18 protein-coding genes and 1 pseudogene are annotated in these 21,193 nt (G+C 73.9%); 9 read left to right on the top strand and 10 right to left on the bottom strand.

Annotation, left to right across the window (positions count from 1 at the left end; translation table 11 throughout):
- Nucleotides 1-105 precede the first annotated feature (105 nt).
- On the top strand, nt 106-2,547 hold the full coding sequence (locus AB0D93_RS32080; protein ID WP_362126986.1) for a right-handed parallel beta-helix repeat-containing protein: 2,442 nt from the start codon (nt 106-108) through the stop codon (nt 2,545-2,547).
- An 83-nt stretch (nt 2,548-2,630) separates the two neighbouring features.
- Here the strand turns inward: AB0D93_RS32080 and AB0D93_RS32075 are convergent.
- A pseudogene (locus AB0D93_RS32075) lies at nt 2,631-4,816 on the bottom strand (hypothetical protein); the annotation flags it as partial.
- A 374-nt stretch (nt 4,817-5,190) separates the two neighbouring features.
- Here AB0D93_RS32075 and AB0D93_RS32070 point away from each other — a divergent pair.
- Both AB0D93_RS32070 and AB0D93_RS32065 read left to right on the top strand, forming a co-directional pair.
- Nucleotides 5,191-6,042: a DeoR/GlpR family DNA-binding transcription regulator gene (locus AB0D93_RS32070; protein WP_362126984.1), complete on the top strand. Its 852-nt coding sequence runs from the start codon at nt 5,191-5,193 to the stop codon at nt 6,040-6,042.
- A 68-nt stretch (nt 6,043-6,110) separates the two neighbouring features.
- On the top strand, nt 6,111-6,572 hold the full coding sequence (locus AB0D93_RS32065; protein ID WP_362126981.1) for an SRPBCC family protein: 462 nt from the start codon (nt 6,111-6,113) through the stop codon (nt 6,570-6,572).
- Nucleotides 6,573-6,584: 12 nt separating this feature from the next.
- On the opposite strand, the gene AB0D93_RS32060 is transcribed toward AB0D93_RS32065, so the two are convergent.
- Complete coding sequence (locus AB0D93_RS32060; protein ID WP_362126978.1) at nt 6,585-7,709, bottom strand: PLP-dependent cysteine synthase family protein; 1,125 nt, start codon at nt 7,707-7,709, stop codon at nt 6,585-6,587.
- A gap of 416 nt (nt 7,710-8,125) precedes the next feature.
- On the opposite strand from AB0D93_RS32060, the gene AB0D93_RS32055 reads away from it, so the two are divergent.
- Entirely contained in the window at nt 8,126-8,449 is a 324-nt protein-coding gene (locus AB0D93_RS32055; RefSeq protein ID WP_362126975.1) for a hypothetical protein, read from the top strand.
- A 255-nt stretch (nt 8,450-8,704) separates the two neighbouring features.
- Nucleotides 8,705-9,406, top strand: coding sequence for an ATP-binding protein (locus AB0D93_RS32050; protein ID WP_362126971.1), 702 nt, complete (start codon nt 8,705-8,707; stop codon nt 9,404-9,406).
- A gap of 44 nt (nt 9,407-9,450) precedes the next feature.
- Here AB0D93_RS32050 and AB0D93_RS32045 read toward each other — a convergent pair whose 3' ends face one another.
- Genes AB0D93_RS32045 through AB0D93_RS32035 form a run of 3 tightly spaced genes read right to left on the bottom strand, consistent with a single transcriptional unit; the run spans nt 9,451 to nt 13,042 of the window.
- Nucleotides 9,451-12,012 (bottom strand): FtsX-like permease family protein, encoded by a 2,562-nt coding sequence (locus AB0D93_RS32045; protein WP_362126968.1) that lies wholly within the window; start codon nt 12,010-12,012, stop codon nt 9,451-9,453.
- Nucleotides 12,009-12,755: an ABC transporter ATP-binding protein gene (locus AB0D93_RS32040; protein ID WP_362126965.1), complete on the bottom strand. Its 747-nt coding sequence runs from the start codon at nt 12,753-12,755 to the stop codon at nt 12,009-12,011. Before AB0D93_RS32040 ends, AB0D93_RS32045 begins: the two co-directional genes overlap by 4 nt.
- On the bottom strand, nt 12,752-13,042 hold the full coding sequence (locus AB0D93_RS32035; protein ID WP_362126962.1) for an SHOCT domain-containing protein: 291 nt from the start codon (nt 13,040-13,042) through the stop codon (nt 12,752-12,754). The genes AB0D93_RS32040 and AB0D93_RS32035 overlap by 4 nt, the downstream gene beginning before the upstream one ends.
- 165 nt (nt 13,043-13,207) lie before the next feature.
- On the opposite strand from AB0D93_RS32035, the gene AB0D93_RS32030 reads away from it, so the two are divergent.
- The 3 genes from AB0D93_RS32030 to AB0D93_RS32020 all read left to right on the top strand — a co-directional run bounded on the left by AB0D93_RS32030 (nt 13,208) and on the right by AB0D93_RS32020 (nt 15,452).
- Entirely contained in the window at nt 13,208-13,834 is a 627-nt protein-coding gene (locus tag AB0D93_RS32030) for a TetR/AcrR family transcriptional regulator (RefSeq protein ID WP_362126959.1), read from the top strand.
- Between the two features lie 125 nt (nt 13,835-13,959).
- Complete coding sequence (locus AB0D93_RS32025) at nt 13,960-14,544, top strand: DUF4865 family protein (protein WP_362126956.1); 585 nt, start codon at nt 13,960-13,962, stop codon at nt 14,542-14,544.
- Nucleotides 14,541-15,452 carry a phosphotriesterase gene (locus AB0D93_RS32020; RefSeq protein WP_362126953.1) on the top strand — a complete coding sequence of 304 codons (912 nt, stop codon included), beginning with the start codon at nt 14,541-14,543 and terminating at the stop codon, nt 15,450-15,452. Before AB0D93_RS32025 ends, AB0D93_RS32020 begins: the two co-directional genes overlap by 4 nt.
- Nucleotides 15,453-15,485: 33 nt before the next feature.
- On the opposite strand, the gene AB0D93_RS32015 is transcribed toward AB0D93_RS32020, so the two are convergent.
- The 3 genes from AB0D93_RS32015 to AB0D93_RS32005 are packed head-to-tail and all read right to left on the bottom strand — an operon-like array spanning nt 15,486 to nt 18,139.
- A complete protein-coding gene (locus tag AB0D93_RS32015; RefSeq protein ID WP_362126950.1) occupies nt 15,486-16,211 on the bottom strand; it encodes an NUDIX domain-containing protein in 726 nt (241 codons plus the stop codon).
- Nucleotides 16,208-17,446, bottom strand: coding sequence for an ROK family protein (locus AB0D93_RS32010; RefSeq protein ID WP_362126947.1), 1,239 nt, complete (start codon nt 17,444-17,446; stop codon nt 16,208-16,210). The genes AB0D93_RS32015 and AB0D93_RS32010 overlap by 4 nt, the downstream gene beginning before the upstream one ends.
- 48 nt (nt 17,447-17,494) lie before the next feature.
- Nucleotides 17,495-18,139 carry an alpha-ketoglutarate-dependent dioxygenase AlkB gene (locus AB0D93_RS32005; protein ID WP_362126944.1) on the bottom strand — a complete coding sequence of 215 codons (645 nt, stop codon included), beginning with the start codon at nt 18,137-18,139 and terminating at the stop codon, nt 17,495-17,497.
- A gap of 80 nt (nt 18,140-18,219) precedes the next feature.
- On the opposite strand from AB0D93_RS32005, the gene AB0D93_RS32000 reads away from it, so the two are divergent.
- Nucleotides 18,220-19,353 (top strand): methyltransferase, encoded by a 1,134-nt coding sequence (locus tag AB0D93_RS32000; protein ID WP_362127140.1) that lies wholly within the window; start codon nt 18,220-18,222, stop codon nt 19,351-19,353.
- Here the strand turns inward: AB0D93_RS32000 and AB0D93_RS31995 are convergent.
- A complete protein-coding gene (locus AB0D93_RS31995; RefSeq protein WP_362126941.1) occupies nt 19,350-20,207 on the bottom strand; it encodes a class II fructose-bisphosphate aldolase in 858 nt (285 codons plus the stop codon). The genes AB0D93_RS32000 and AB0D93_RS31995 overlap by 4 nt on opposite strands.
- Nucleotides 20,208-20,238: 31 nt before the next feature.
- Nucleotides 20,239-21,120 (bottom strand): sugar isomerase, encoded by an 882-nt coding sequence (locus tag AB0D93_RS31990; RefSeq protein WP_362126938.1) that lies wholly within the window; start codon nt 21,118-21,120, stop codon nt 20,239-20,241.
- Nucleotides 21,121-21,193 lie beyond the last annotated feature (73 nt).

Here is a 21,193-nt window from a genome sequence, read left to right as displayed (position 1 = left end):
GCACACCAGCCCAGGGGCTGAAGCACGGTCGCGGTCCCGGCACCGGCGGCAAGGCCCTTGCGGAAGCGAGCCATCAGCACGACGAGGTGGGGGCACAGCAACGCCATGGCACAGGGCACGGTCCAGGTGACGCACACCGGTACGTCGCGGTGGCGGCGCCGCACGGGCGAGTACGCATCGCTCGCCGCCGCCCTGGAGGCCGCCACCGACGGTGACGTCCTCACCATCGCCCCGGGCACCTACCGGGAAAACCTCGTCGTCCAGCGGTCGGTGACGCTGCGTGGCCCCGAGGGCTCCCCCGGCTCGGTGCGGATCGCGCCCGTCGACGGCGTGCCGCTCACCGTGCGCGCCTCGGCCGTGGTGCAGGACCTGCACGTGGAGGGCCAGGACGCGGCGGCGCCCGCGCTGCTGGTGGAGGAGGGCACGCCGGAGCTGCTGGACGTGCGGATCGTCACCCGGTCCGCCACGGGCATCGAGGTGCGCGGCGGCGCCCGCCCCACCGTGCGCCGCTGCACCATCGACAACCCGGCCGGCATCGGTGTCGCCGTACTCGACGGCGGGGGCGGGGTGTTCGAGGAGTGCGAGGTCGTCGCGGCCGGGCAGGCGGGCGTGGCCGTCCGGGGCGGTGCCCATCCGCGGCTGGAGCGCTGCCGGGTGCACCACGCCTCGGGCACTGGGGTGACCGTGACGGGCGAGAACGCCGCGCTGGAGGCCGTGGGTTGTGAGATCTACGAGGTCCGCGGCTCCGGTGTGCAGGTCACCCAGCGGGCGACGGCGCATCTGACCGACTGCGACGTGCACCGCACCACCGCCGACGGCGTCACCCTGGACACGGACGCGGTGCTCACGCTGGCCGACTGCCGCCTCCACGACATCCCCGAGAACGCGGTCGACCTGCGCTCCCGCTCGGTGCTCACGCTGACCCGGACGACGGTCCGTCAGTTCGGGCGCAACGGCCTGTCGGTGTGGGATCCGGGGACCCGGGTCGACGCCAACCAGTGCGAGATCTTCGACAGCACCGGTGACTATCCGGCGGTGTGGGTCAGCGACGGCGCCACCGCCGTCCTCGACTCCTGCCGGGTGCACGACGTGCCGGACGCCCTGTTCGTGCTGGACCGTGGTTCGCGCGCGGACGTCGTGGACAGCGATCTGTCGCAGGTGCGCAACACGGCGGTGTCGGTGAGCGACGGAGCGACCGCCCAGCTCGACGACTGCCGGATCCGCGAGGCGGCGACCGGAGCGTGGTTCCGCGATCACGGCAGCGGCGGCACCCTGAACAACTGCACCCTGGACGGCACCCAGACCGGCGTCATCGTCACCAAGGGCGCCGACCCGACCATCGAGCGCTGCACGGTCGACTCCCCCGCCGAGGCGGGCTTCTACGTCTCCGCGGGCGGCCGCGGCAGCTTCCTGAACTGCCGGGTCAGCGGCAGCGGCGGCTACGGCTTCCATGTGATCGACGGCTGCCGCGCGACGCTGCGCAAGTGCCGTACGGAGCGTTGCGCGCGCGGCGGTTACGAGTTCGCCGAGGCGGGCCCGGACGCCGCGTCCGGGACGGGTCCCGTCGTGGAGGACTGCACCAGCGACGAGAGCGGCGGTCCGCGGCCGCCCACGACCCGTGAGACCGTCGTACAGACGGTGTCGCACTCCCCCGGGCTGCTCGGCTCGATCCCCGGTCAGCGCAGCACGGAGCAGGAGCCGCTGGTCACCGCCGCCGAGCCCGGGAGCAAGCCGGCGCGGACGTCGACGGACGTGCTCGGGGAGCTCGACGCGCTGGTGGGCCTGGACAGCGTCAAGCGGGAGGTGCGGGCGCTCACGGACATGATCGAGGTGGGCCGGCGACGGCAGCAGGCGGGTCTGAAGGCGGCCTCGGTCAAGCGGCATCTGGTCTTCACCGGCTCCCCCGGCACGGGCAAGACGACGGTCGCGCGGCTGTACGGCGAGATCCTCGCCTCGCTGGGCGTACTGGAGAAGGGCCACCTGGTGGAGGTCTCCCGGGTCGACCTGGTCGGCGAGCACATCGGTTCCACGGCGATCCGCACGCAGGAGGCGTTCGAGAGGGCGCGCGGCGGTGTGCTGTTCATCGACGAGGCTTATGCGCTCTCTCCGGAGGACGCGGGGCGTGACTTCGGCAAGGAGGCCATCGACACGCTGGTGAAGCTGATGGAGGACCACCGGGACGCGGTGGTCGTGATCGTCGCCGGCTACACGTCGGAGATGGAGCGCTTCCTCTCCGTCAACCCCGGTGTCGCCTCCCGCTTCTCCCGGACCATCACCTTCGGCGACTACGGCCCCGAGGAGCTGCTGCGGATCGTGGAGCAGCAGGCCGACGAGCACGAGTACCGGCTGACGCAGGGTGCGTGCGAGGCGTTGCTGAAGTACTTCACGGTCTTCCCGAAGGGCCCGGCGTTCGGCAACGGCCGCACCGCCCGGCGGACCTTCGAGGCCATGGTGGAACGGCACGCGGGCCGTGTCGCACAGCTGGCGGACCCCAGCACCGACGACCTGACCCTGCTGTTCGCGGAGGACCTGCCGGAGCTGCCCTGAGCGACCTGCGGTGCGGGCTCCCCGGCGGGTGGTCCCACGGTCTAACCGTCGGCGTTCCGGCTCTCTCCCACCCGGCCCGGTTGCGGGCGCGGCCCCGGCAGGGCCGGGCGCAGGCGGTTCAGCAGGCGGGAGCGTTCGCGGGCGAAGGCCGGGTCCGCCTGGTAGTCGGAGTGGCCGAGGATCGGCGCCGGCAGCGGGTGCACGGGCGTGCGGCTGTAGGCGAGGGGGTCCGGTAGGGGGGCGTGGTCGACCTCGGGGGCGGTGTCGTCAAGGATTCGAACGGGGCCGCCGATGGGGTCGGTGCGGCGGTAGAGGTTGCCCCAGCAGGCGACGTCGCGGTGCAGGGCGGCTAGCGCGGGCGGTCCGAAGTGGGCCGGGAACCAGCGGCCGTACAGGCGCTCCAGCGGCGAGCCGTAGGTCAGCAGCGCGATCCGGCCACGGACCGACGGGGGCAGCTGCCAGGCGGCGGCCGCGGCGAGCACGCTGCCCTGGGAGTGGCCGGAGAGGACCAGTCGGCCACCGGTGCGATCGGTCCAGGTGGCCATGCGCCAGGTCAGGTCCGGCACCGCGCGCTCGGCGTAGCACGGCGGTGCGAAGGGATGCGCGGCGCGCGGCCAGAAGGTGCCGACGTCCCAGAGGATGCCGATCGTGCGCCGCGCCGAGGCGTCCTTGTAGGCGCGCCTGCCCCAGGTCACGAAGAGCACGAAGCCGAGGCCTACCAGCCAGGAGCCGAGCGTCTGCGAGGTCTCGGCGACGGCCTGTACGGCGTCGTGGGCGGGGCGGGCGGCGCCCTCGGGCGTCTTCCCGGTGGCCAGCGCACCGGCCAGGGCCACACCGCCGAGCACCAGGGTGGCGACGGTGAGCACGGCGACGACGAGGGGTGCGCGGTCGGTGAGGGTGGCCATGGCGCGGACGTGCGCGATGGCGCGGGTACGGCCCGGGTCCTCGGGTTCGCCGGGGTGGTCGTGCCGAACCCGGCCGCGTTCGGCACGGGCCAGCCGGGCGGTGCCGTACCCGAGCCGGACGGCGAGGAGCAGCAGGACAGCGAGGACCGGCGGGATCGTGGACGCCTGCCAGGTCAGCAGGACGGGCGGTCCGGGGAGCAGGGCCCGGGTGCCGTCCAGCCAGTCCGCGACACGCTGCGCGACCCCGCCGGACATCACGCCGCCCAGCGCACAGGCGAGCAGCGTGACGGCCGGACCGCACAGGCCCCGCATCCCGGCGCGCGGATCGGGACCGCGCCGGTACAGGTGCCGGGCCACCACGGCGAGCGCGACGACCAGCAGTCCCTGGGCGAGCATGAGGGCGCCGAAGGCCGGGTCGCCCGGCAGTCGCCCGGTGGACCGCCAGCCGGGCCGGTCCCAGCCGGCGTAGATCAGCGTGAGCAGCAGCAGGACGAGCGCCCCGAGTGGCAGCCGTCGTACGACGTGCCGGTCGAGCCGCTGGTCGAGACGGTGCTCGCTGCGGCCGCGGCGGCACACGACGCCGACCGCCACCGCAGCGCAGGCCACCAGGGCCGCGGTGAGCAGCCGGCTCAGCACGTCCAGGGTGGCGGGGCCGCCGGGCCGGTGGTCGAAGCGGGCCGCCGGGGTCGCGACGGCCGCGGCCACGGTCAGCAGGGCCGCGGCGGTGTGCGCGGCGCGCAGCCGGGCCACGAGGCGACGCCCGTACCAGAAGCCGGGCAGGGCCAGCGCGCTGCCGTCGGGGTCCGGCTCGGGGTCGTGGGGCAGCGGCCGGTGGGACTCGTACGCGCTCCAGGTGCGGCGCGAGAGGTACCAGAGGAGGACGGTCAGCGCGGTCGGCACCAGCGCGGCGAGCGCGAGCCGACGGCCCGGCCGGCTCCACCAGGTGCCCGGTGCCGCGGCCGGCCGGGCCGCGAGGAAGGCCAGCCAGGAGTGCCGGCGGGCGCAGGCGTGGACCCCGGCGCACTGCCAGGCGACCAGGTCGAGGGCCACCTCGCAGGCGGCGGCCACCAGCAGCACGGTCAGCGTGAGGGCGGCCAGCCGCACGAGGAGCCGTACAGGCGGACGGCGCGGTGTCGGCCGGTCGCGGCGGGGCGCATCCAGTGGGCGAGGTTGACGACCATGAACGGCAGCAGCAGGAGCCACAGGGCGCGGCTGCTGTCGCCGGAGGTCAGGTTGCACCAGACGTACGCCTCCCGGACCGGTTCGTCGCGGGGGCCTTCCGGGTCCGCGACGTCCTCGGCGCGGCGGAAGACGGCCGCCGTGTCGTCGCCGGTGACCCGCACGGTGCGCGGGTCGTCGAGCATCTTCTCGGATGTGGTCCCGCCCACCCCGTGCACGAGCAGTTCCAGCTCGGGCTCCGGGCCGGCGACGCCGTCCGTGTGCTGTGCGCGGTCCACTGTTCTCGCACCCCCGTGACGCGCCCGAAGGCAGGTGTCGACGCGGGCTTCAGGATCTCCGCTCCGGTGCCGGGGCACACCCGTTGCCGCGGAATCTCCCCGATCCGGGTGACGGGGCCGGGGCGCGCATGACATGCGCGCGTCGTGACAGGTGCTGGCGCAACCGGTACCCACCCGTGAAAGGATGGGACGCCCGCGCACTCCGGCCGGATGGAACCTCCTGGTCGGAGAGGGTGCGCCGGGCGTGTGGGACCGACGGCGGCGAAAGGACCGGAGCGTACGTGAGTGAGAATCAGAACCTCCTCGCGGAGCAGCGTCGCGCCCTGATCCTGGACGAGGTACGGCGCCGGGGCGGTGTGCGGGTGAACGAACTGACCCGCAAGCTCGGCGTCTCGGACATGACCGTACGCCGTGACCTGGACGCCCTCGCCCGCCAGGGCGTGCTGGAGAAGGTGCACGGCGGCGCGGTGCCCGTGGTCGAGGCGAGCACCCACGAGCCCGGCTTCGAGGCGAAGTCGGGCCTGGAGCTGACGGCCAAGGAGGACATCGCGCGGGCCGCCGCCAAGCTGGTCACCCCGGGCACGGCGATCGCCCTGTCCGGCGGTACGACGACGTACGCGCTCGCGCAGCACCTGCTGGAGGTGCCCGACCTGACCGTCGTGACGAACTCGGTGCGGGTCGCGGACGTCTTCCACGCGGCGCAGCGCACCTCGGGCCAGCGGCAGGGCGCGGCCACGGTGGTGCTGACCGGCGGGGTGCGTACCCCCTCGGACTCGTTGGTGGGGCCGGTGGCCGACCAGGCGATCGGCGCCCTCCACTTCGACCTGCTCTTCCTCGGTGTGCACGGCATATCGGTCGAGGCCGGTCTGTCCACGCCGAACCTCGCGGAGGCGGAGACGAACCGGCGGCTGGTGCACTCCGCGCGCCGGGTCGTGGTGGTCGCGGACCACACCAAGTGGGGCACGGTGGGCCTGAGTTCCTTCGCCGCACTGGAGCAGGTGGACACGCTCGTCACCGACGCGGGGCTGCCGGCCGAGGCACGCGCGGAGATCTCGGAGCATCTGCCGCGGCTGCTCGTGGCGGGCGAGCCGGACGAGGACACCGGCGACGACGCCGGCACCGAGGACATCTGACGGCCCGTCAACTAGGCTGACGGCCAACGCCCCGCCTCCGCACGGGACTTCACGAGGGATTCGTCGCCATGGCTCAGCGTCTGCGCCCGGTCGGGCCGGAGTTCGTCGAGACCGCGCCCGTACGGCTCGTGTTCACCCGGGACATGGCCGCCGGCCCGGAGACGGTCTTCCGGGCCCTCGCCGAGGACCTGGAAGGCTGGCCGGAGTGGTTCTCGGCGGTGGCCTCGGTCCGGCCCACGCGAGGCGGGCGCCAGGTACGGCTGCGGGGCGGCATCCGCTTCGAGGAGACGGTGCTGGCGGCGAAGGCTCCCGCGCTGTACGCCTACCGGGTCGACGTGACGAACACGCCGGGGGCCCGTGCCTGGGTCGAGGAATGGCGGCTCGCCCCGGCCGGTACGGGGACCCGGGTGCGCATGACCTTCGCCCTCGACGGCACGGCCGCCTTCCGCCAGGTGTGCAGGCTCATCCGTCCCGGCGTCGGCCGGGCCTTCCGGAACGCCGTCGCGGCGCTGGACCGGCGGTCGGCCTGACCGCTCCCGGGCTCAGTCCGGCCACACCCCGGTCGCCAGCAGGGTCTCGATCGCCGCCGCGTACGGCGTGATGTCCAGGCCCTGCTCGGCGAGCCAGGCGTCGGAGTAGTACTTGTCGAGATAGCGGTCGCCCGGGTCGCACAGCAGGGTGACGACACTGCCGCGGCGCCCCTCGGCCACCATCTCGGAGACGATCTTCAGCGCGCTCCACAGCCCGGTGCCCGTGGAGGCGCCCGCCTTGCGGCCGATGGCCCGCTCCAGGGCCCGTACGGCAGCCACACTGGCCGCGTCCGGGACCTTCATCATCCGGTCGATCGCGCCGGGCACGAAGCTCGGCTCCATGCGCGGCCGGCCGATGCCCTCGATCCGGGAACCGCAGTCGCAGGTGACCTCCGGGTCGCCGGTGGTCCAGCCCTCGAAGAAGCAGGAGTTGTCCGGGTCGGCGACGCAGACGCGGGTGTCGTACTGCATGTAGTGCACATAGCGCGCGAGGGTCGCGGAGGTGCCGCCGGTGCCGGCCGTGGCGACGATCCACGCCGGCTCCGGGAACCGCTCCAACTCCAGCTGGCGGAAGATGGATTCGGCGATGTTGTTGTTGCCACGCCAGTCGGTGGCCCGCTCGGCGTAGGTGAACTGGTCCATGTAGTGGCCGCCGGTCTCCACCGCGAGGCGGGAGGACTCCTCGTACATCTTCCGGGAGTCGTCCACGAAGTGGCACCGGCCGCCGTGGAACTCGATGAGTCGGCACTTCTCCGCGCTGGTCGTGCGCGGCATGACCGCGATGAAGGGGACGCCGATCAGCTTCGCGAAGTAGGCCTCGGAGACGGCGGTGGAGCCGCTGGAGGCCTCGATGACAGGGCGGCCGGGACGGATCCAGCCATTGCACAGGCCGTAGAGGAAGAGGGAGCGGGCGAGGCGGTGCTTGAGGCTGCCGGTGGGGTGCGTCGACTCGTCCTTGAGGTAGAGGTCGATGCCCCACTGCTCGGGCAGGGGGAAGCGGAGCAGGTGGGTGTCCGCCGAGCGGTTGGCGTCGGCCTGGACCTTGCGGACGGCTTCTTTCAGCCAGTCGCGGTAGGCGGCGTCGCTGCGGTCGACGTCGAGGGTGGCGCCGGTCCGGGTCTGGTGGATGGTGCTCACGGCGGTGCTCCTTAGGCTCGGCGCCGACGGCGCCTCACGCGGCCGGCACTTCGAGCATAGGCATCTTTCACACCGCTTCCCACCTGCATAAACGCATCTTTCAGCCACCCAAAGCCGTCCTGGGGCACAGGCGTGCGAGATGTCCGGGGGCGCATTGGCGGGAGTGCTCCGGACGACCGCCGTACGCGCCCCGCGCGTACTGGTGCTCCCGGCCGTAGCGGGGCAGACTGCACGCGACGGGACGATCGTCCCCAGGACCTGTCCGGCGATTCCCGCCGCCCGCCCGGGGGCGGGACCCACGGCGCCTCGCGCTCGCACGTACCGGACGGCGCGGGGTCAGGGGAGAGAATCGCCGGACGGGCCACGAGGGGGCGCACACTGGACCGCGAAGGCACAGGGCAAGGGGGCGGCGAAGGATGGCGGAGCCGGAGTTCACGGCGAAGGGCGTGCGGATCGGCAAGCGGCTGCGTTCGCTCACCCGGGCCGGGCAGGTCCGGATCAACGACGGCAGGCTGGAGTTGCTCAACAGCTACGGCAGCGAGATCGACAGCGCTCCGGTGCAGGCGGTGCGCGCCTCCAGGCCGTGGTTCGGGCCGGACGGCAAGGCGTTGGCGGACGTCAACGGCACGCGGTACCAGCTGACGCTGGGCGAGCAGGACCCGGCTCCGGGCGAGGCCGGTCCGCCCACGGCACGGCGGTTCATCGAGGCGGTGCGCCGGGCCGCCGGCCGTGGCGGCTGAGAGCCGTCACGGCGGCCCGGCCGGGCAGAGGCCGGTCGCGTTACTCCGAGCAGCGGTCCGTCGCGGCGAGTTGCGGGAGCGCATCCGCTGCGTCACGCTGGTCTCACGTCACTCTGGGTTTACCGGCGATAACGCTGCGAACCAGCCCGCCGGCCATGACAGCAGGCGGCCGTTTGGACGCAAGCACCCTGCTGGATCCGTTGTTCTCCGTGTTCTTCCGGTCCCTTCGGACCTCTACATCGGGGAGTCGCAGCCGTGATCAGTCACCCAAGCAGGCACTGCACGGTGGAGCTCCAAGCTTTGCCGTCGCGGATCGGCCAGGTCCGCAGAATCGTATCTGCGCAGTTGCGCTACTGGCACATGGACGCCTTGATAGACCGGGCCGCGCTCGGTGTGACCGAGCTGCTGAGCAACGTTCACCGGCATGCCAGGCCCGACAAGTCGTGCACGGTCGAGCTGGAGCTGGCCCCGGACCGGCTCACGGTCTCGGTACGGGACAACGATCCGCGTCTTCCCGTGCCGGCCGAGGTCGCGACCGTCCCGGACGGCGGCCCGCTGGCCACGTGCGGGCGGGGGCTGGCGATGGTGGCGGCCGTGAGCGAGAGCTGGGGTGCCCGTCCGGACGGCGACCACGGCAAGGTCGTCTGGTTCACGCTGACCGCCCCGGCGGTGGTACGGCCCCATCCGGCCCACGCACCGCGCCGCGCTGCGGAGCCCCGGCCGGCGGCCGGGCCCGTCCCTGTGCGGTCGACGGTGCCCGTGGCCGCCACGGTACCCAGGACCGCGGGGACACCTGTCGGCGCCGGGGCTCCCATCGGCGCCGGGGCCCCGGTCGCGAGCGCGGCGCCGGCCCCCGCGGTGCAGGCCGCTCCGGCCGTGGCGCCCGTTCCCGCCGTGGCGCGCGCCCCGGTGGGAACCGGGGCACAGGCTCCCGCCCGGTCGGCCGTTTCCGGCTGACCGGGCGGTGACCTCCCCGGTACGACGGTGGTGGCTCCCGCTCCTCACTCCGTGGCGATGGCCCGCAGCACGTCCAGCCTGGCCGCCCGCCGGGCCGGGCGCAGTCCCGCGAGGGCGCCGGCGACGAGGCCGACGAGGGCCACCACGGCGAGCCGCGCGGGCGGCAGCGCGAAGGCGAACGCGGTGTCGCTCGCCCCGTCCGAGGCCTTCACCAGGACCCAGCCGAGGAAGCCGCCGAGTCCCAGGCCGCCGACCGTGCCGAACGCGGCGACCAGCACCGACTCCCAGCGGACCATGGCCCGCAGCTGGGCGCGGGTCTGGCCGACGGCCCGCAGGAGGCCCAGTTCCCGGGTGCGTTCGTGCACCGCGAGGGTCAGCGTGTTCGCGATGCCGAGCAGGGCGATGACGACCGCGAGGACGAGCAGGGCGTAGACGAGGGTGAGCATCATGTCGATGCCGCCCGCCGACGACTGCGCGTACTCGTCGCGGGTCTGCACCTCGGGGTTGCCGTACCGTGCGGCGACCTTCCGCACCGCCGCCTTGCCCGCGTCGGCACTCACGCCCGGCCTGAAGGTGACGGCGATCAGGCTGTCCGCGTCCTGGGTGCGGTGCGGGGCCCAGGCCGCGCGGGTGATGACGTAGTCCCCGGCGAGTTCCGACCGGCCGTACACGGCCCGGACGGTGAAGTCCTCGCTCCTGCCGTCGGTGAAGGTCAGCCGGGCCGTGTCGCCGGCCCGCAGATGCTGCCGGTCGGCCTCCTTCCGGGTGAGGGCGATGCCGTCGGTGCCGAGGCCCCGAAGGGAGCCGGTGACCGTGCCGAGGTCGAAGGTGCGGGCGAGCGCGGCCGGGTCGGTGACGGTCAACGCGCGCCCCTTGCCGTCCACTTCGGCGACGCCGCGGCCGAGCCCGACGGCCGTGTCCACCTGCGGGAGCCGCTGGAGTGCCGGGGCGAGCCGGGGGCTGAGTCCGCTGCCGCCCGCCCCGAAGGACGGGCTGCTGACGGCGACGTCGCCGGCGAAGGAGCGGGACACCGTCTGGTCCATCGTGGCCTTCAGCGAGGCGCCGAAGACGGTGAACAGCGACACGACGGCCACGCCGATCATCAGCGCGCTCGCGGTGGCGGCCGTCCGCTTCGGGCTGCGCAGGGCGTTGCGCCGGGCCAGGGAGCCGGTGACTCCGCGCAGCCGGTGCAGGGGGCCGCCGAGCAGGCGTACGGCCGTGGTGGCGGCGACCGGGCCGAGGACGACGAAGGCCGCCAGGGCGAGCAGCGCGCCGAGTCCCGCCAGCCATACGGAGGGTGTGACGAGCACGCCGGCGAGGCTCGCGGCGAGTGCGAGCGCGCCGAGGACGGCTCCGGCGACCGCGCGCGACCGGGAGGCACCGGAGGTGTCCACGGCCGTCTCGCGCAGGGCGGCGAGCGGCGCGGTCCGTCCGGCGCGCCGGGCCGGCAGGAGCGCGGAGCCCAGGCAGACCACGATCCCCACCGCGAGCGGCAGGACCATCGACAGGGTTTTGATCACCAGGTCGCCGTCGGGGAAGGGGAATCCGATCGCCGGGAACAGCGACTGGAGCCCGGCGGCGATGCCGATGCCGCCCGCGAGTCCGGTGAGGGACGCGGTGAGCGCGACGAGGCAGGCCTCGGCAAGGGCGACCCCGGTCACCTGGCGGCGGGCCGCGCCGAGGGCACGCAACAGGGCGTTCTCCCGGGTGCGCTGGGCGACCACGATGGCGAAGGTGTTGTGGATGGAGAAGGTGGCGACGAGCAGGGCGACGCCGGAGAACACGAGCAGGAAGGTGGTGAAGACGGTCAGGAACTGGCTGGAGATCATGTCGGTGTTCTCCTGCGCCGACTGCTGACCGGTGATCGCCTCGACTCCCTCGGGCAGTACCGGGGTCAGCCGCCGGACCAGGTCCTGCTGGCTCACCCCGGGTCCGGCCCGCACCTCGATGGACGCCGCCCGGCCGGGCCGCGCGGTGAGGTACTTCTCGGCGTCGGCCCGGGTCATGCCGGTGAACGTCACCTGGGCCATGCCGTCCTGGCCGCCGAAGGTGGCGAGGCCGACGACGGTGACCCTGACCGGGTCGGGGGTGCGCAGGGTGGTGGTGTCACCGATCCTGAGACCGCCCTTCTTCGCGGCACCGCGGTTCACCACGACCTCGCCCGGCCGGGCGGGCGCGCGGCCCTCGGCGATCCGGTACGGGTTGAGGCCCGGGTCGTTGATCCAGTTGCCCGCGAGGGTGGGCGGTCCCTGGCCGCCGACGGGTTTGCCGTCGGAGCCGACGAGTTGGCCGGCGCCCTGGATGTCCGGGGCGGCGGCCGCCACGCCGGGTACCCGCTCGATGGTCTTCACCAGCGAGGTGTCGACCGGCCGCCGTACGCCCTGGGCCTCGCCCGGCGTGGTGATGGCGTCGGCGCCGCGTACGACGGCGTCCGTGCCGCTGGTGGCCTCGCCGAACATGCTGCCGAAGCTCGCGCGCAGCGTGTCGCCCATGACGAGGGTGCCGGTCAGGAAGGCGACGCCGAGGAACACGGCGAAGAAGGTGCCCGCGAAGCGGCGCCGGTGTGCGCGCAGGGAGGTGAGGCTGAGCCGGAGCGACGCGTTCACGACCGCACCTCGAAGGCCTTCATGCGGTCCAGGACCCGGTCCGCCGTCGGCGCCTGCATGCGGTCGACGAGCCGTCCGTCGGCGAGGAAGAGCACCTCGTCGGCGTGCGCGGCGGCCACCGGGTCGTGCGTCACCATGACGACCGTACGGTCCATCTCCCGGACGGCGGAGCCGAGGAGGCCGAGGACCTCCGCGCCGGAGCGGGAGTCGAGGTTGCCGGTCGGCTCGTCGGCGAAGACCACGTCGGGCCGTCCGGCGAATGCCCGGGCCACGGCGACGCGCTGCTGCTGGCCCCCGGAGAGTTCCGAAGGCCGGTGGTGCAGCCGGTCGCGCAGCCCGACCACGTCGACGAGCGCGTCGATCCACTCCTGGTCGCCGCGCCGGCCGGCCAGGTCCAGGGGCAGCGTGATGTTCTCGACGACGGTCAGCGTGGGCACCAGGTTGAACGCCTGGAAGACGAAGCCGACCCGGTCACGGCGCAGCAGGGTCAGGCGCCGGTCGTCGAGGGCGCCGAGTTCGGTGTCGCCGATCCAGGCGGCGCCGGAGGTGAGCGTGTCGAGGCCGGCCGCGCAGTGCATGAGGGTGGACTTGCCGGAGCCCGAGGGACCCATGATCGCGGTGAAGCGCCCGGCGGGAAAGGAGACGTCGACGCCGTCCAGGGCACGTACGGCGGTGTCGCCACCGCCGTACACCTTCACCGCGCCGACCACGCGGGCCGCGACCCGCAGTGCCGTCGTGGTCATGCCGCGCCCCCCTTGCCCGTGCCGCCGAACCGCTCCTCCAGGACGGACATCCGGCGCCAGTACTCGTCCTCGTCGATCTCGCCGGAGGCGAAGCGGCGGCCGAGGACCGCGAGCGGCGAGTCACCCGCGGGGCGTGCGCCGTCCACGGGCCGCCAGGGGCCGCCGCGCCCGCGCCAGGCCGTGCGGCGCAGGAAGGTGACGGCGCCGATCACGACGGCCGCCCAGACCAGCGGGAAGAAAAGGATCCACGGGCCGGGACCGCCGTCCCAGTCGGCCAGGGTCTGCATCTCGGGTCATCTCCCTTGTCGGTTCGCTCTGCGGGGATGCCACGAGACTCCCTCCGGGAAGGGGTCCTGGTCGTCGTGCGGCCGGCGGCAGTGCGGGTACCTCCCGGGGAGTACGGCGTGGGCGGCGAACTGCTCCCGGCGGACTGGCGCGCTGTAACTACTAGTATGTACAGTGGCCGCATGAGCACCCCGGAACGACTGATCGAGTCCACCCGTGAGCTGCTGTGGGAGCGCGGATACGTGGGCACGAGCCCGAAGGCGATCCTGGAGCGCTCGGGCGCCGGCCAGGGCAGCATGTACCACCACTTCAAGGGAAAGCCGGACCTCGCCCTGGCGGCGATCCGGCGGACCGCGGAGGAGCTGCGCGCCGCCGCCGAGGGGGTCCTCGGCGGGCCCGGCACGCCGTACGAGCGCATCGAGGCGTATCTGCTGCGCGAGCGTGACGTACTGCGCGGCTGCCCGGTCGGGCGCCTGACCATGGACCCCGACGTGATCGCCAGCGAGGAGCTGCGCGCGCCGGTGGACGAGACGATCGCCGCCATCCGCGCACGGATCGCCCAGCTCGTCGAGGAGGGCAAGCGGGAGGGGCAGTTCGCGCCCTCGCTGGACGGCGAGGAGATCGCTGCGGCCGTCCTCGCGACCGTACAGGGCGGCTACGTCCTCGCCCGCGCCTCCGGCTCCCCCGCCGCCTTCGACGCCGGGGTCCGCGGGCTGCTCTCCCTGCTCGCGGCACCTGCCCGTGCGGATGCCGGTGCCAGCCGGTGTGAGCACCCGGAGCGAAGTGGACGTTGAACACGCGCGGCCGGGACGGGGCGGCGGGCCCGGCGACGTGGAGGCCGCCGAGGACGGCACGACGACCGAGCGGCACGCGCACGCGGACGACCGCCCGGCCCCACACCCGAGAAGGGAAACCCGACATGCACGCCATGCAGTACGAGTACACCCTGCCCGCCGACTACGACATGGGCGTCATCCGCTCCCGCGTCGCCCGCGTGGCGCATCTGCTGGACGACTGGGACGGCCTCGGCATCAAGACGTACGTGCTGCGCGAGCGCGGGGTGCACGGCTCACCGGTGAACCAGTACGGGCCGTTCTACCTCTGGAACACCCTGGAGGGCATGAACAGGTTCCTGTGGGGAGGAGCCTTCCAGGGGCCCGTCGACGACTTCGGGCGGCCGGCGATCCGGCAGTGGACGGGTCTGGCCTTCGAGGAGGGCGCAGCGGCCGGTGCGGCGCCCGCGTTCGCCGTACGCCGACGCCAACCGGTGCCGGAGGGCGTGGAGTTGGCCGCGTTCATGGCGGACGCCGCGGCCGAGGCCGGGCGGCTTGCCGCGCAGGACGGCGCGGTGCTCGCGGCGGCGGCCGTGGACACGCGCGCGTGGGAACTGGTGCACTTCTCGCTCTGGGAGCACGATGCACCGAAGGCCGACGGGGACCTCTTCCAGGTGCTGCACCTGTCCGCCCCCGGCCGGGGCCGGCTCCCGCGCGGGCGGCAGTGGTGAGCCACGTCCGTACGGTTCTCGGCGACACGAGGCCCGAGGAGCTCGGCGTGTGCGACGCGCACGACCATCTCTTCCTGCACAGTCCCCGGTTGCCGGGCCGGGAGCTCGAGGACCTGTCGGCCGCGCGGGCCGAGCTGGCCGCGTTCCGGGCGGCGGGCGGAGCGGCCGTCGCGCAGTGGACGCCGTACGGCATGGGACGGCGGGTCGCGGACCTGCCGGAGCTGTCCCGGGCCACCGGCGTGCGGCTGGTCTGCGCCACGGGACTGCACCAGGCCGCGCACTACGACTCCGAGTTGCTCGCCAGGCTGCGCGGCGGCGACCTCGGCGAGCTGTTCGTGTCCGAGCTGACCGACGGCATCGGTACGACCGGGGTGCGGGCCGGTCTGATCAAGGTGGCGGGCGGCTTCCACACGCTCGACGCGCACGCCCGCTGGACCATGCGCGCCGCGGCCGAGGCGCACCACGCCACCGGCGCGCCCATCGCCGTGCACCTGGAGCTGGGCACCGGCGCGCTCGACGTACTCGACCTGCTCTGCGGCGAGTTGGGGGTGCCCGGCGACCGGGTGATCCTGGGACACCTGAACCGCTGCCCCGACCCGGTGGTGCAGCGCCAGGCCGCATCGTCGGGCTGCTGGCTGGCCTTCGACGGCCCCTCCCGTGCCCATCACGCCACCGACTGGCGGATGCCGGAGGCGGTACGGGCCCTGGCCGAGGCCGGCTTCGGCGACCGGCTGCTGCTGGGCGGGGACACGGTGGTCGCCGGGGCCCGCTCGGTCGACGGCGGGCCCGGCATGCCGTACCTGCTGCGCGGGGTTAGGCCGCGGCTGGAGGCCGAGTTGGGCGCGGAGTTGGTGAGGCGGATCCTTGCCGAGCATCCGGGGCGGGCGTTCGCGGTCGACTGGCGGTGACGGACCGTCGCCCAGTACCTGCCCGGGTGCGGCTCAGGCGGCCGCGTGAGCGCCTACGACGGGCCTCAGATAGTCGGCGAGGGGCCCTTCGAGCCGTTCGAGGTCGGCGGGTGAGCCGATCAGGTCGATCCGGTCGAACTCGGGCTCGTCACCGTGCGCGGTCTCCGTCCTCACCAACTGGGCATACCGGTCGCACAACTCCTGTGCGGGGCGGGGCGGGGCGGTGAACATCACGCCGACGTTGCCGCTTTGGCCCCGGGTGGTCAGCCAGCCGGTCAGGGAGTCGGGCGGGGTGTCGCTTCCGGTCTCCTCGGCGAGTTCCCGGGCCGCGTGCGCGCGCAGTGTCGTGAAGTCCAACTCACCGTCGCCCTCCGGTGGTTCGACGGTTCCGCCGGGCAGCTGCCAGCGCCCCGGGGACGCGGTGGAGGGTGCCATGCGGCCCACCAGCAGACGGCCGTCGTCGGCCGGCTGCACCACGGACACGAACAGGGAGGCGTACTCGGGAGCGTCGGGCACCCGGCGCAGGGCGCGGTACCGGTAGGTGGCCCGGGCCCAGGAGAGCACCAGGCCGTCGGAGCCGTCCCGCTCCAGGCCGGTCAGCGCGGCCACCGGTCCGTCGAACAGGGCCGGGTTGGCGCGTACCGCCTCCTCCCACGCGCGGTCCATCGCCGAGCGGTGGCGGCCCGACAGCTCCGGCAGGGCCGTCTCGACCAGGCGGATGCGCCCGGCGGGCAGGATCTCCACGGCCGCGGGGGTCACCGCAGCGCCCCCAGCGGGTCGTCGAGCACCGGCTGCCAGGCCAGTTCGGCCGCTCCGACGAGGCTGTTGTGGTCGAGTGTGCAGGGCAGAATCGGTACGCCGCCGCTCTGGCCCCACAGGCTGCGGTCGGCGACGACCGCGCGCAGTCGGCCGGGGTCCGCGTCCAGGAGGGTGCGGTGCAGACCGCCGAGGATGATGCGGTCGGGGTTGAGGATGTTGACCAGTCCGGCGAGGCCCAGACCCAGGCGGTCGATCAGGGCTTCGGCGGCCCTGCGGACGGCCGGGTCGTCGTACTGGGTGCGCAGCAGGTCGTTGGCCTGCTGGAGCAGCGACACCTCGGGGCCCGGCTCGCGGCCGGCCTCGATCAGCAGGGCCAGCGGGTCGGCCTCGACGTCCAGGCAGCCGCGGCTGCCGCAGTGGCACGGGCGGCCCTCCGGGTTGACCGTGAGATGTCCGACCTCCAGGGCGAGGCCCGAACTGCCGGTGTGCAGACGGCCGTCCAGCACGAGTGCGCCGCCGACGCCCCGGTGTCCGGTGGCCACGCACAGCAGGTCCCGGGCGCCCCGGCCGGCGCCGTGCCGGTGCTCGGCGAGGGCGGCGAGGTTGACGTCGTTGCCCGCGAACGCCGGGCCCGTGATGCCGGCCGAGCGTACGCACTCCGCGAAGATCGTGCGGACCGGGGCGCCTACGGGCCAGGCCAGGTGCAGCGGGTTGAGGGCGAGGCCGTCGGGTTCGGCCACGGCGGACGGTACGGCGAGTCCGGCGCCGACACAGCGGCGGCCGGTGGTGCGCAGCAGTTCGGCGCCCGCTTCCACCACCGAGCCGAGCACCTTCGCCGGGTCGGCGTCGACGGTCTCGCAGCCGGGCGCGGTCGCGACGATCCGCCCGCCGAGGCCGACCAGCGCCGCCCGGAAGCCGTCGGCGTGGACCTGCGCGGCGAGCGCCACCGGGCCGTCCTCGGCGACCAGAAGCCGGTGCGAGGGGCGGCCCTGGGAGCCGGCCGCGGCACCCGGCCGGGCGTCCACCCGGATCAGCCCGAGCGCCTCCAGTTCGGCGGCCACCGCCCCCGCCGTCGCCCGGGTGACACCGAGCTCCGCGGTGAGCACGGCGCGGGTCGGCGCCCGCCCGGTGTGCACCAGCTCCAGCGCGGGTCCGAGCGCGCCGCGCCCGCGGTCCAGCCGCGCTCTCGAGGTGGTCCTCTCCCCCGCCGTACGGGGATCCGCCTTGCCGCTCATGAGGGCGAGTCTCCCATGATCCGCACTCCGGGTTGCCCGCGCCGTCGGCTACCGCCCGCTCACCCGCAGGGTGATGTTCAGCCGTCCGGCGAGCCCCAGCCCGGGCGGTGCCGTGCCCGGGTGCACGCGCGGCACGCCGTGGTACGCGAGCCGGGAGGGCCCGCCGAAGACGAACAGGTCACCGCTGCGCAGCTCCACGTCGGTGTACGGCTTCGCGCGCGTCTCGGGGTTGCCGAAGCGGAAGACGCAGGTGTCGCCGAGGCTGAGGGAGACCACCGGGGCGTCCGCCTGCTCGTCGCCGTCGCGGTGCATGCCCATGCGGGCCTCGCCGTCGTAGAAGTTGATCAGCGCGATGTCGTACGCGTACGGCTCCTGCGGGCCCAGCGCGGCGACGGCGGCGCGGCGGCCCAGTTCGCCGAGCCAGGCCGGGAACGGCTTCACGGGTGCGCCGTCGCCGTCGACGGCCGTGCGGGCGTAGGCGTACGGGTACCAGTGCCAGCCCAGGCAGACCTGGCGCGCGGTCATCGTGCCGCCGCCCGGGGTGCGGACCGTGCGTAGCCCGGCCGGTGGCCGCGCCCACTCGCGGCAGGCGGCGAGCAGGTCGCGCTGCCCGCCGGCGTCCAGCCAGTCCGGGACGTGCACGGCGCCCGGCGCGACTTCCGCGCGCTCCCGGGGAAACAGTTCCGCGTCCACACGCTCCATCCTGCCGCAGGCCCGCGCCACCGTTCCTGAGCTGCGGCTCCGCTAGCCTGGGAGGCACGATGAGCGAGCGTATGACGACACCGTGGGGCGAGGTCGAACTGTCCCGCTTCCCCGAGGATCCGCGTGACCGGCTGCGTGCCTGGGACGCCTCCGACGCGTATCTGCTGCGCCACCTGGCCGAGGAGGGGGTGCCGCTCACGGGCTCGGTCGTGGTGGTCGGGGACCGCTGGGGTGCGCTGGTCACGGCGCTCGCCGAGCACCGGCCGACGCAGATCACCGACTCCTTCCTGAGCCAGGAGGCGACCCGGGCGAATCTGGCGCGCGCCGGTGTCGCGCCCGGTGCCGTCCGGCTGCTGACGACCCAGGATCCGCCGCCGGAGCGGGTGGACGTGCTCCTGGTGCGGGTGCCGAAGAGCCTGGCGCTGCTGGAGGACCAGCTGCTGCGGCTGGCGCCCGCCGTGCACGCGGGCACGGTGGTCGTCGGCACGGGGATGGTGAAGGAGATCCACACCTCCACGCTCCAGCTGTTCGAGCGCGTCCTCGGCCCGACCCGGACCTCGCTGGCGCGGCAGAAGGCCCGGCTGATCCTGTGCAGCCCCGACCCGGCGCTGGAGCGGCCCGTGAACCCGTGGCCGTACAGCTACGCGCTCCCGGAGGGCGTCGGCGCGGTCTCCGGGCGTACGGTCGTCAACCACGCGGGCGTCTTCTGCGCCGACCGCCTCGACATCGGCACCCGCTTCTTCCTCCGGCACCTGCCGGGACCGGGGGCGAGCCGCGTGGTGGACCTCGGGTGCGGCAACGGCGTCGTCGGCACGGCGGTGGCCCTGGCGGACCCGTCGGCCGAGGTGCTGTTCGTGGACGAGTCCTTCCAGGCGGTGGCCTCGGCGGAGGCGACGTACAAGGCCAACGGGGTACCGGGGCACGCGGAGTTCCGGGTCGGTGACGGGCTGGCCGGGGTGGCGCCTGGCAGTGTGGACCTGGTCCTGAACAACCCGCCGTTCCACTCCCACCAGGCCACGACGGACGCGACGGCGTGGCGGATGTTCACGGGGGCACTGCGCTCGCTTCGGCCGGGAGGCGAGCTGTGGGTGATCGGGAACCGGCACCTGGGGTACCACGTGAAGCTGAGGCGACTGTTCGGGAACAGCGAACTGGTCGCCTTCGACCCGAAGTTCGTGGTGCTGAGGGCGGTCAAGAAGGGCTAGGCCGTCCCGCGGAGGACTCCGATGATCCGGCCCACCTCGTCGGCCATCGCCTCCCGGCCCACACTCAGGTACTTGCGCGAGTCGACGGCCTCCGGGTGGGCCGCGAGGAACGCGCGAATCGCCCCGGTCATGGCCACGTTCAGCGCCGTCCCCACGTTGACCTTGGCGATGCCGCCCGTCACCGCCGCGACCAGACCGTCGTCCGGCACGCCGGAGGAGCCGTGCAGGACGAGGGGGACGGCCAGCGCGGCGGACAGCCGCTTGAGCAGGCCGTGGTCGAGGGTGGCGGTGCGGGTGGTCATGGCGTGCACGCTGCCGATCGCGACGGCGAGCGCGTCGACGCCGGTGCCGGCCACGAAGTCGCGGGCCTGGTCGGGGTCGGTGCGGGCGCCGGGCGCGTGGGCGTCCAGCGGACGGGTGCCGTCCTTGCCGCCGATCTGACCCAACTCGGCCTCGATCCAGAGATCTTGGGAGTGCGCCCAGTCGGCGGCGGCCCGGGTGGCCGAGAGGTTGTCGGCGTAGGGCAGGCGGGCCGCGTCGTACATCACCGAGCTGAATCCGGCGCCGGGCGCCTGGCGCAGCAGGTCGTCGCTCTGCACGTGGTCCAGGTGCAACGCGACCGGTACGGCGGCTCGTTCGGCCGCTGCCACGGCCGCGCGGGCCAGCGGCAGCAGCCGTCCGTAGCGGAACTTGACGGCGTTCTCGCTGACCTGGAGGACGACGGGCGCGCCGGCCGACTCGGCACCGGCGATGACGGCCTCGACGTGTTCCAGGGTGATGACGTTGAACGCGGCGACGGCGGAGCGGTTCTCGGCGGCTGCGGTGACCAGCCCGCCGGTGGACGCAAGGGGCACGTGAGGTGTCCTTCCGGGCGCGGGTCGGGGCTCAGGGGGCGAGGATCACCGAGCGGGTCAGATGGCGCGGCTGGTCGGGGTCGAGTCCGCGCGCGGCGGCGACGGCCACCGCGAGCCGCTGGACCCGGACAAGTTCGGCGAGCGGATCGAGGCGACCGGCGATCCACAATCCACCGGTGGTGCGGACCTGTTCGGCGAGCCCGTCCGGTGCCTCACCGAGCATCCAGGTGGCCGTGCCCTCGGTGGTGATGCTGATCGGGCCGTGGCGGTACTCCATCGCCGGGTAGGCCTCGGTCCAGGACAGCGAGGCCTCGCGCATCTTCAGCCCGGCCTCGCTCGCCAGCCCGACGGTCCAGCCGCGCCCGAGAAAGGTGAACTGGGTGCAGCCGACCAGCCCTTCGGGAAGAGGAGTGGTGAGGGCCGAGCGCGCGTCGGTGACGACGGAGTCGCCGTGCAGGCCCAGGTGGGCGCGCAGGAGGGTGACGGCGGTGGTGGCGAACCGGGTCTGGACGACGGAGCGTTCGTCGGCGAAGTCCAGCACGACGAGGTCGTCCGCGGCCGACGCGACCGGGGTGTCCGGATCGCCGGTGACGGCCGTGGTCCGCGTCCTGCCCCTCAACTCGCCCAGCAGCTCCAGCACTTCGGTGGTGGTGCCGGAGCGGGTGAGGGTCACGACCCGGTCGTACGAGCGCCCGTACGGGAACTCGGAGGCCGCGAACGCGTCGGTCTCGCCCAGACCGGCGCCTTCCCGCAGGCCGGCCACCGCCTGCGCCATGAAGTACGAGGTCCCGCACCCCACGATCGCGACCCGCTCCCCCGGCCCCGGCAGCGCGTCCCGGTACCGCCCCGCCTCCTCGGCCGCCCGTATCCAGCACTCCGGCTGGCTGTTCAGCTCGTCCTCGACATGGGTCATCGCCCACACCCCTCCCCTGACTGCTTGTTCCTGCAAGATATAGCGAGCTTTCGAGCACAATCAAGCATTCGTG

It is taken from the genome of Streptomyces sp. NPDC048191 (assembly GCF_040652655.1).
Lineage (GTDB): Bacteria > Actinomycetota > Actinomycetes > Streptomycetales > Streptomycetaceae > Streptomyces.
Note: the sequence above shows the minus strand (reverse complement) of the source record. Positions and strands in the feature narration are given on the sequence as shown.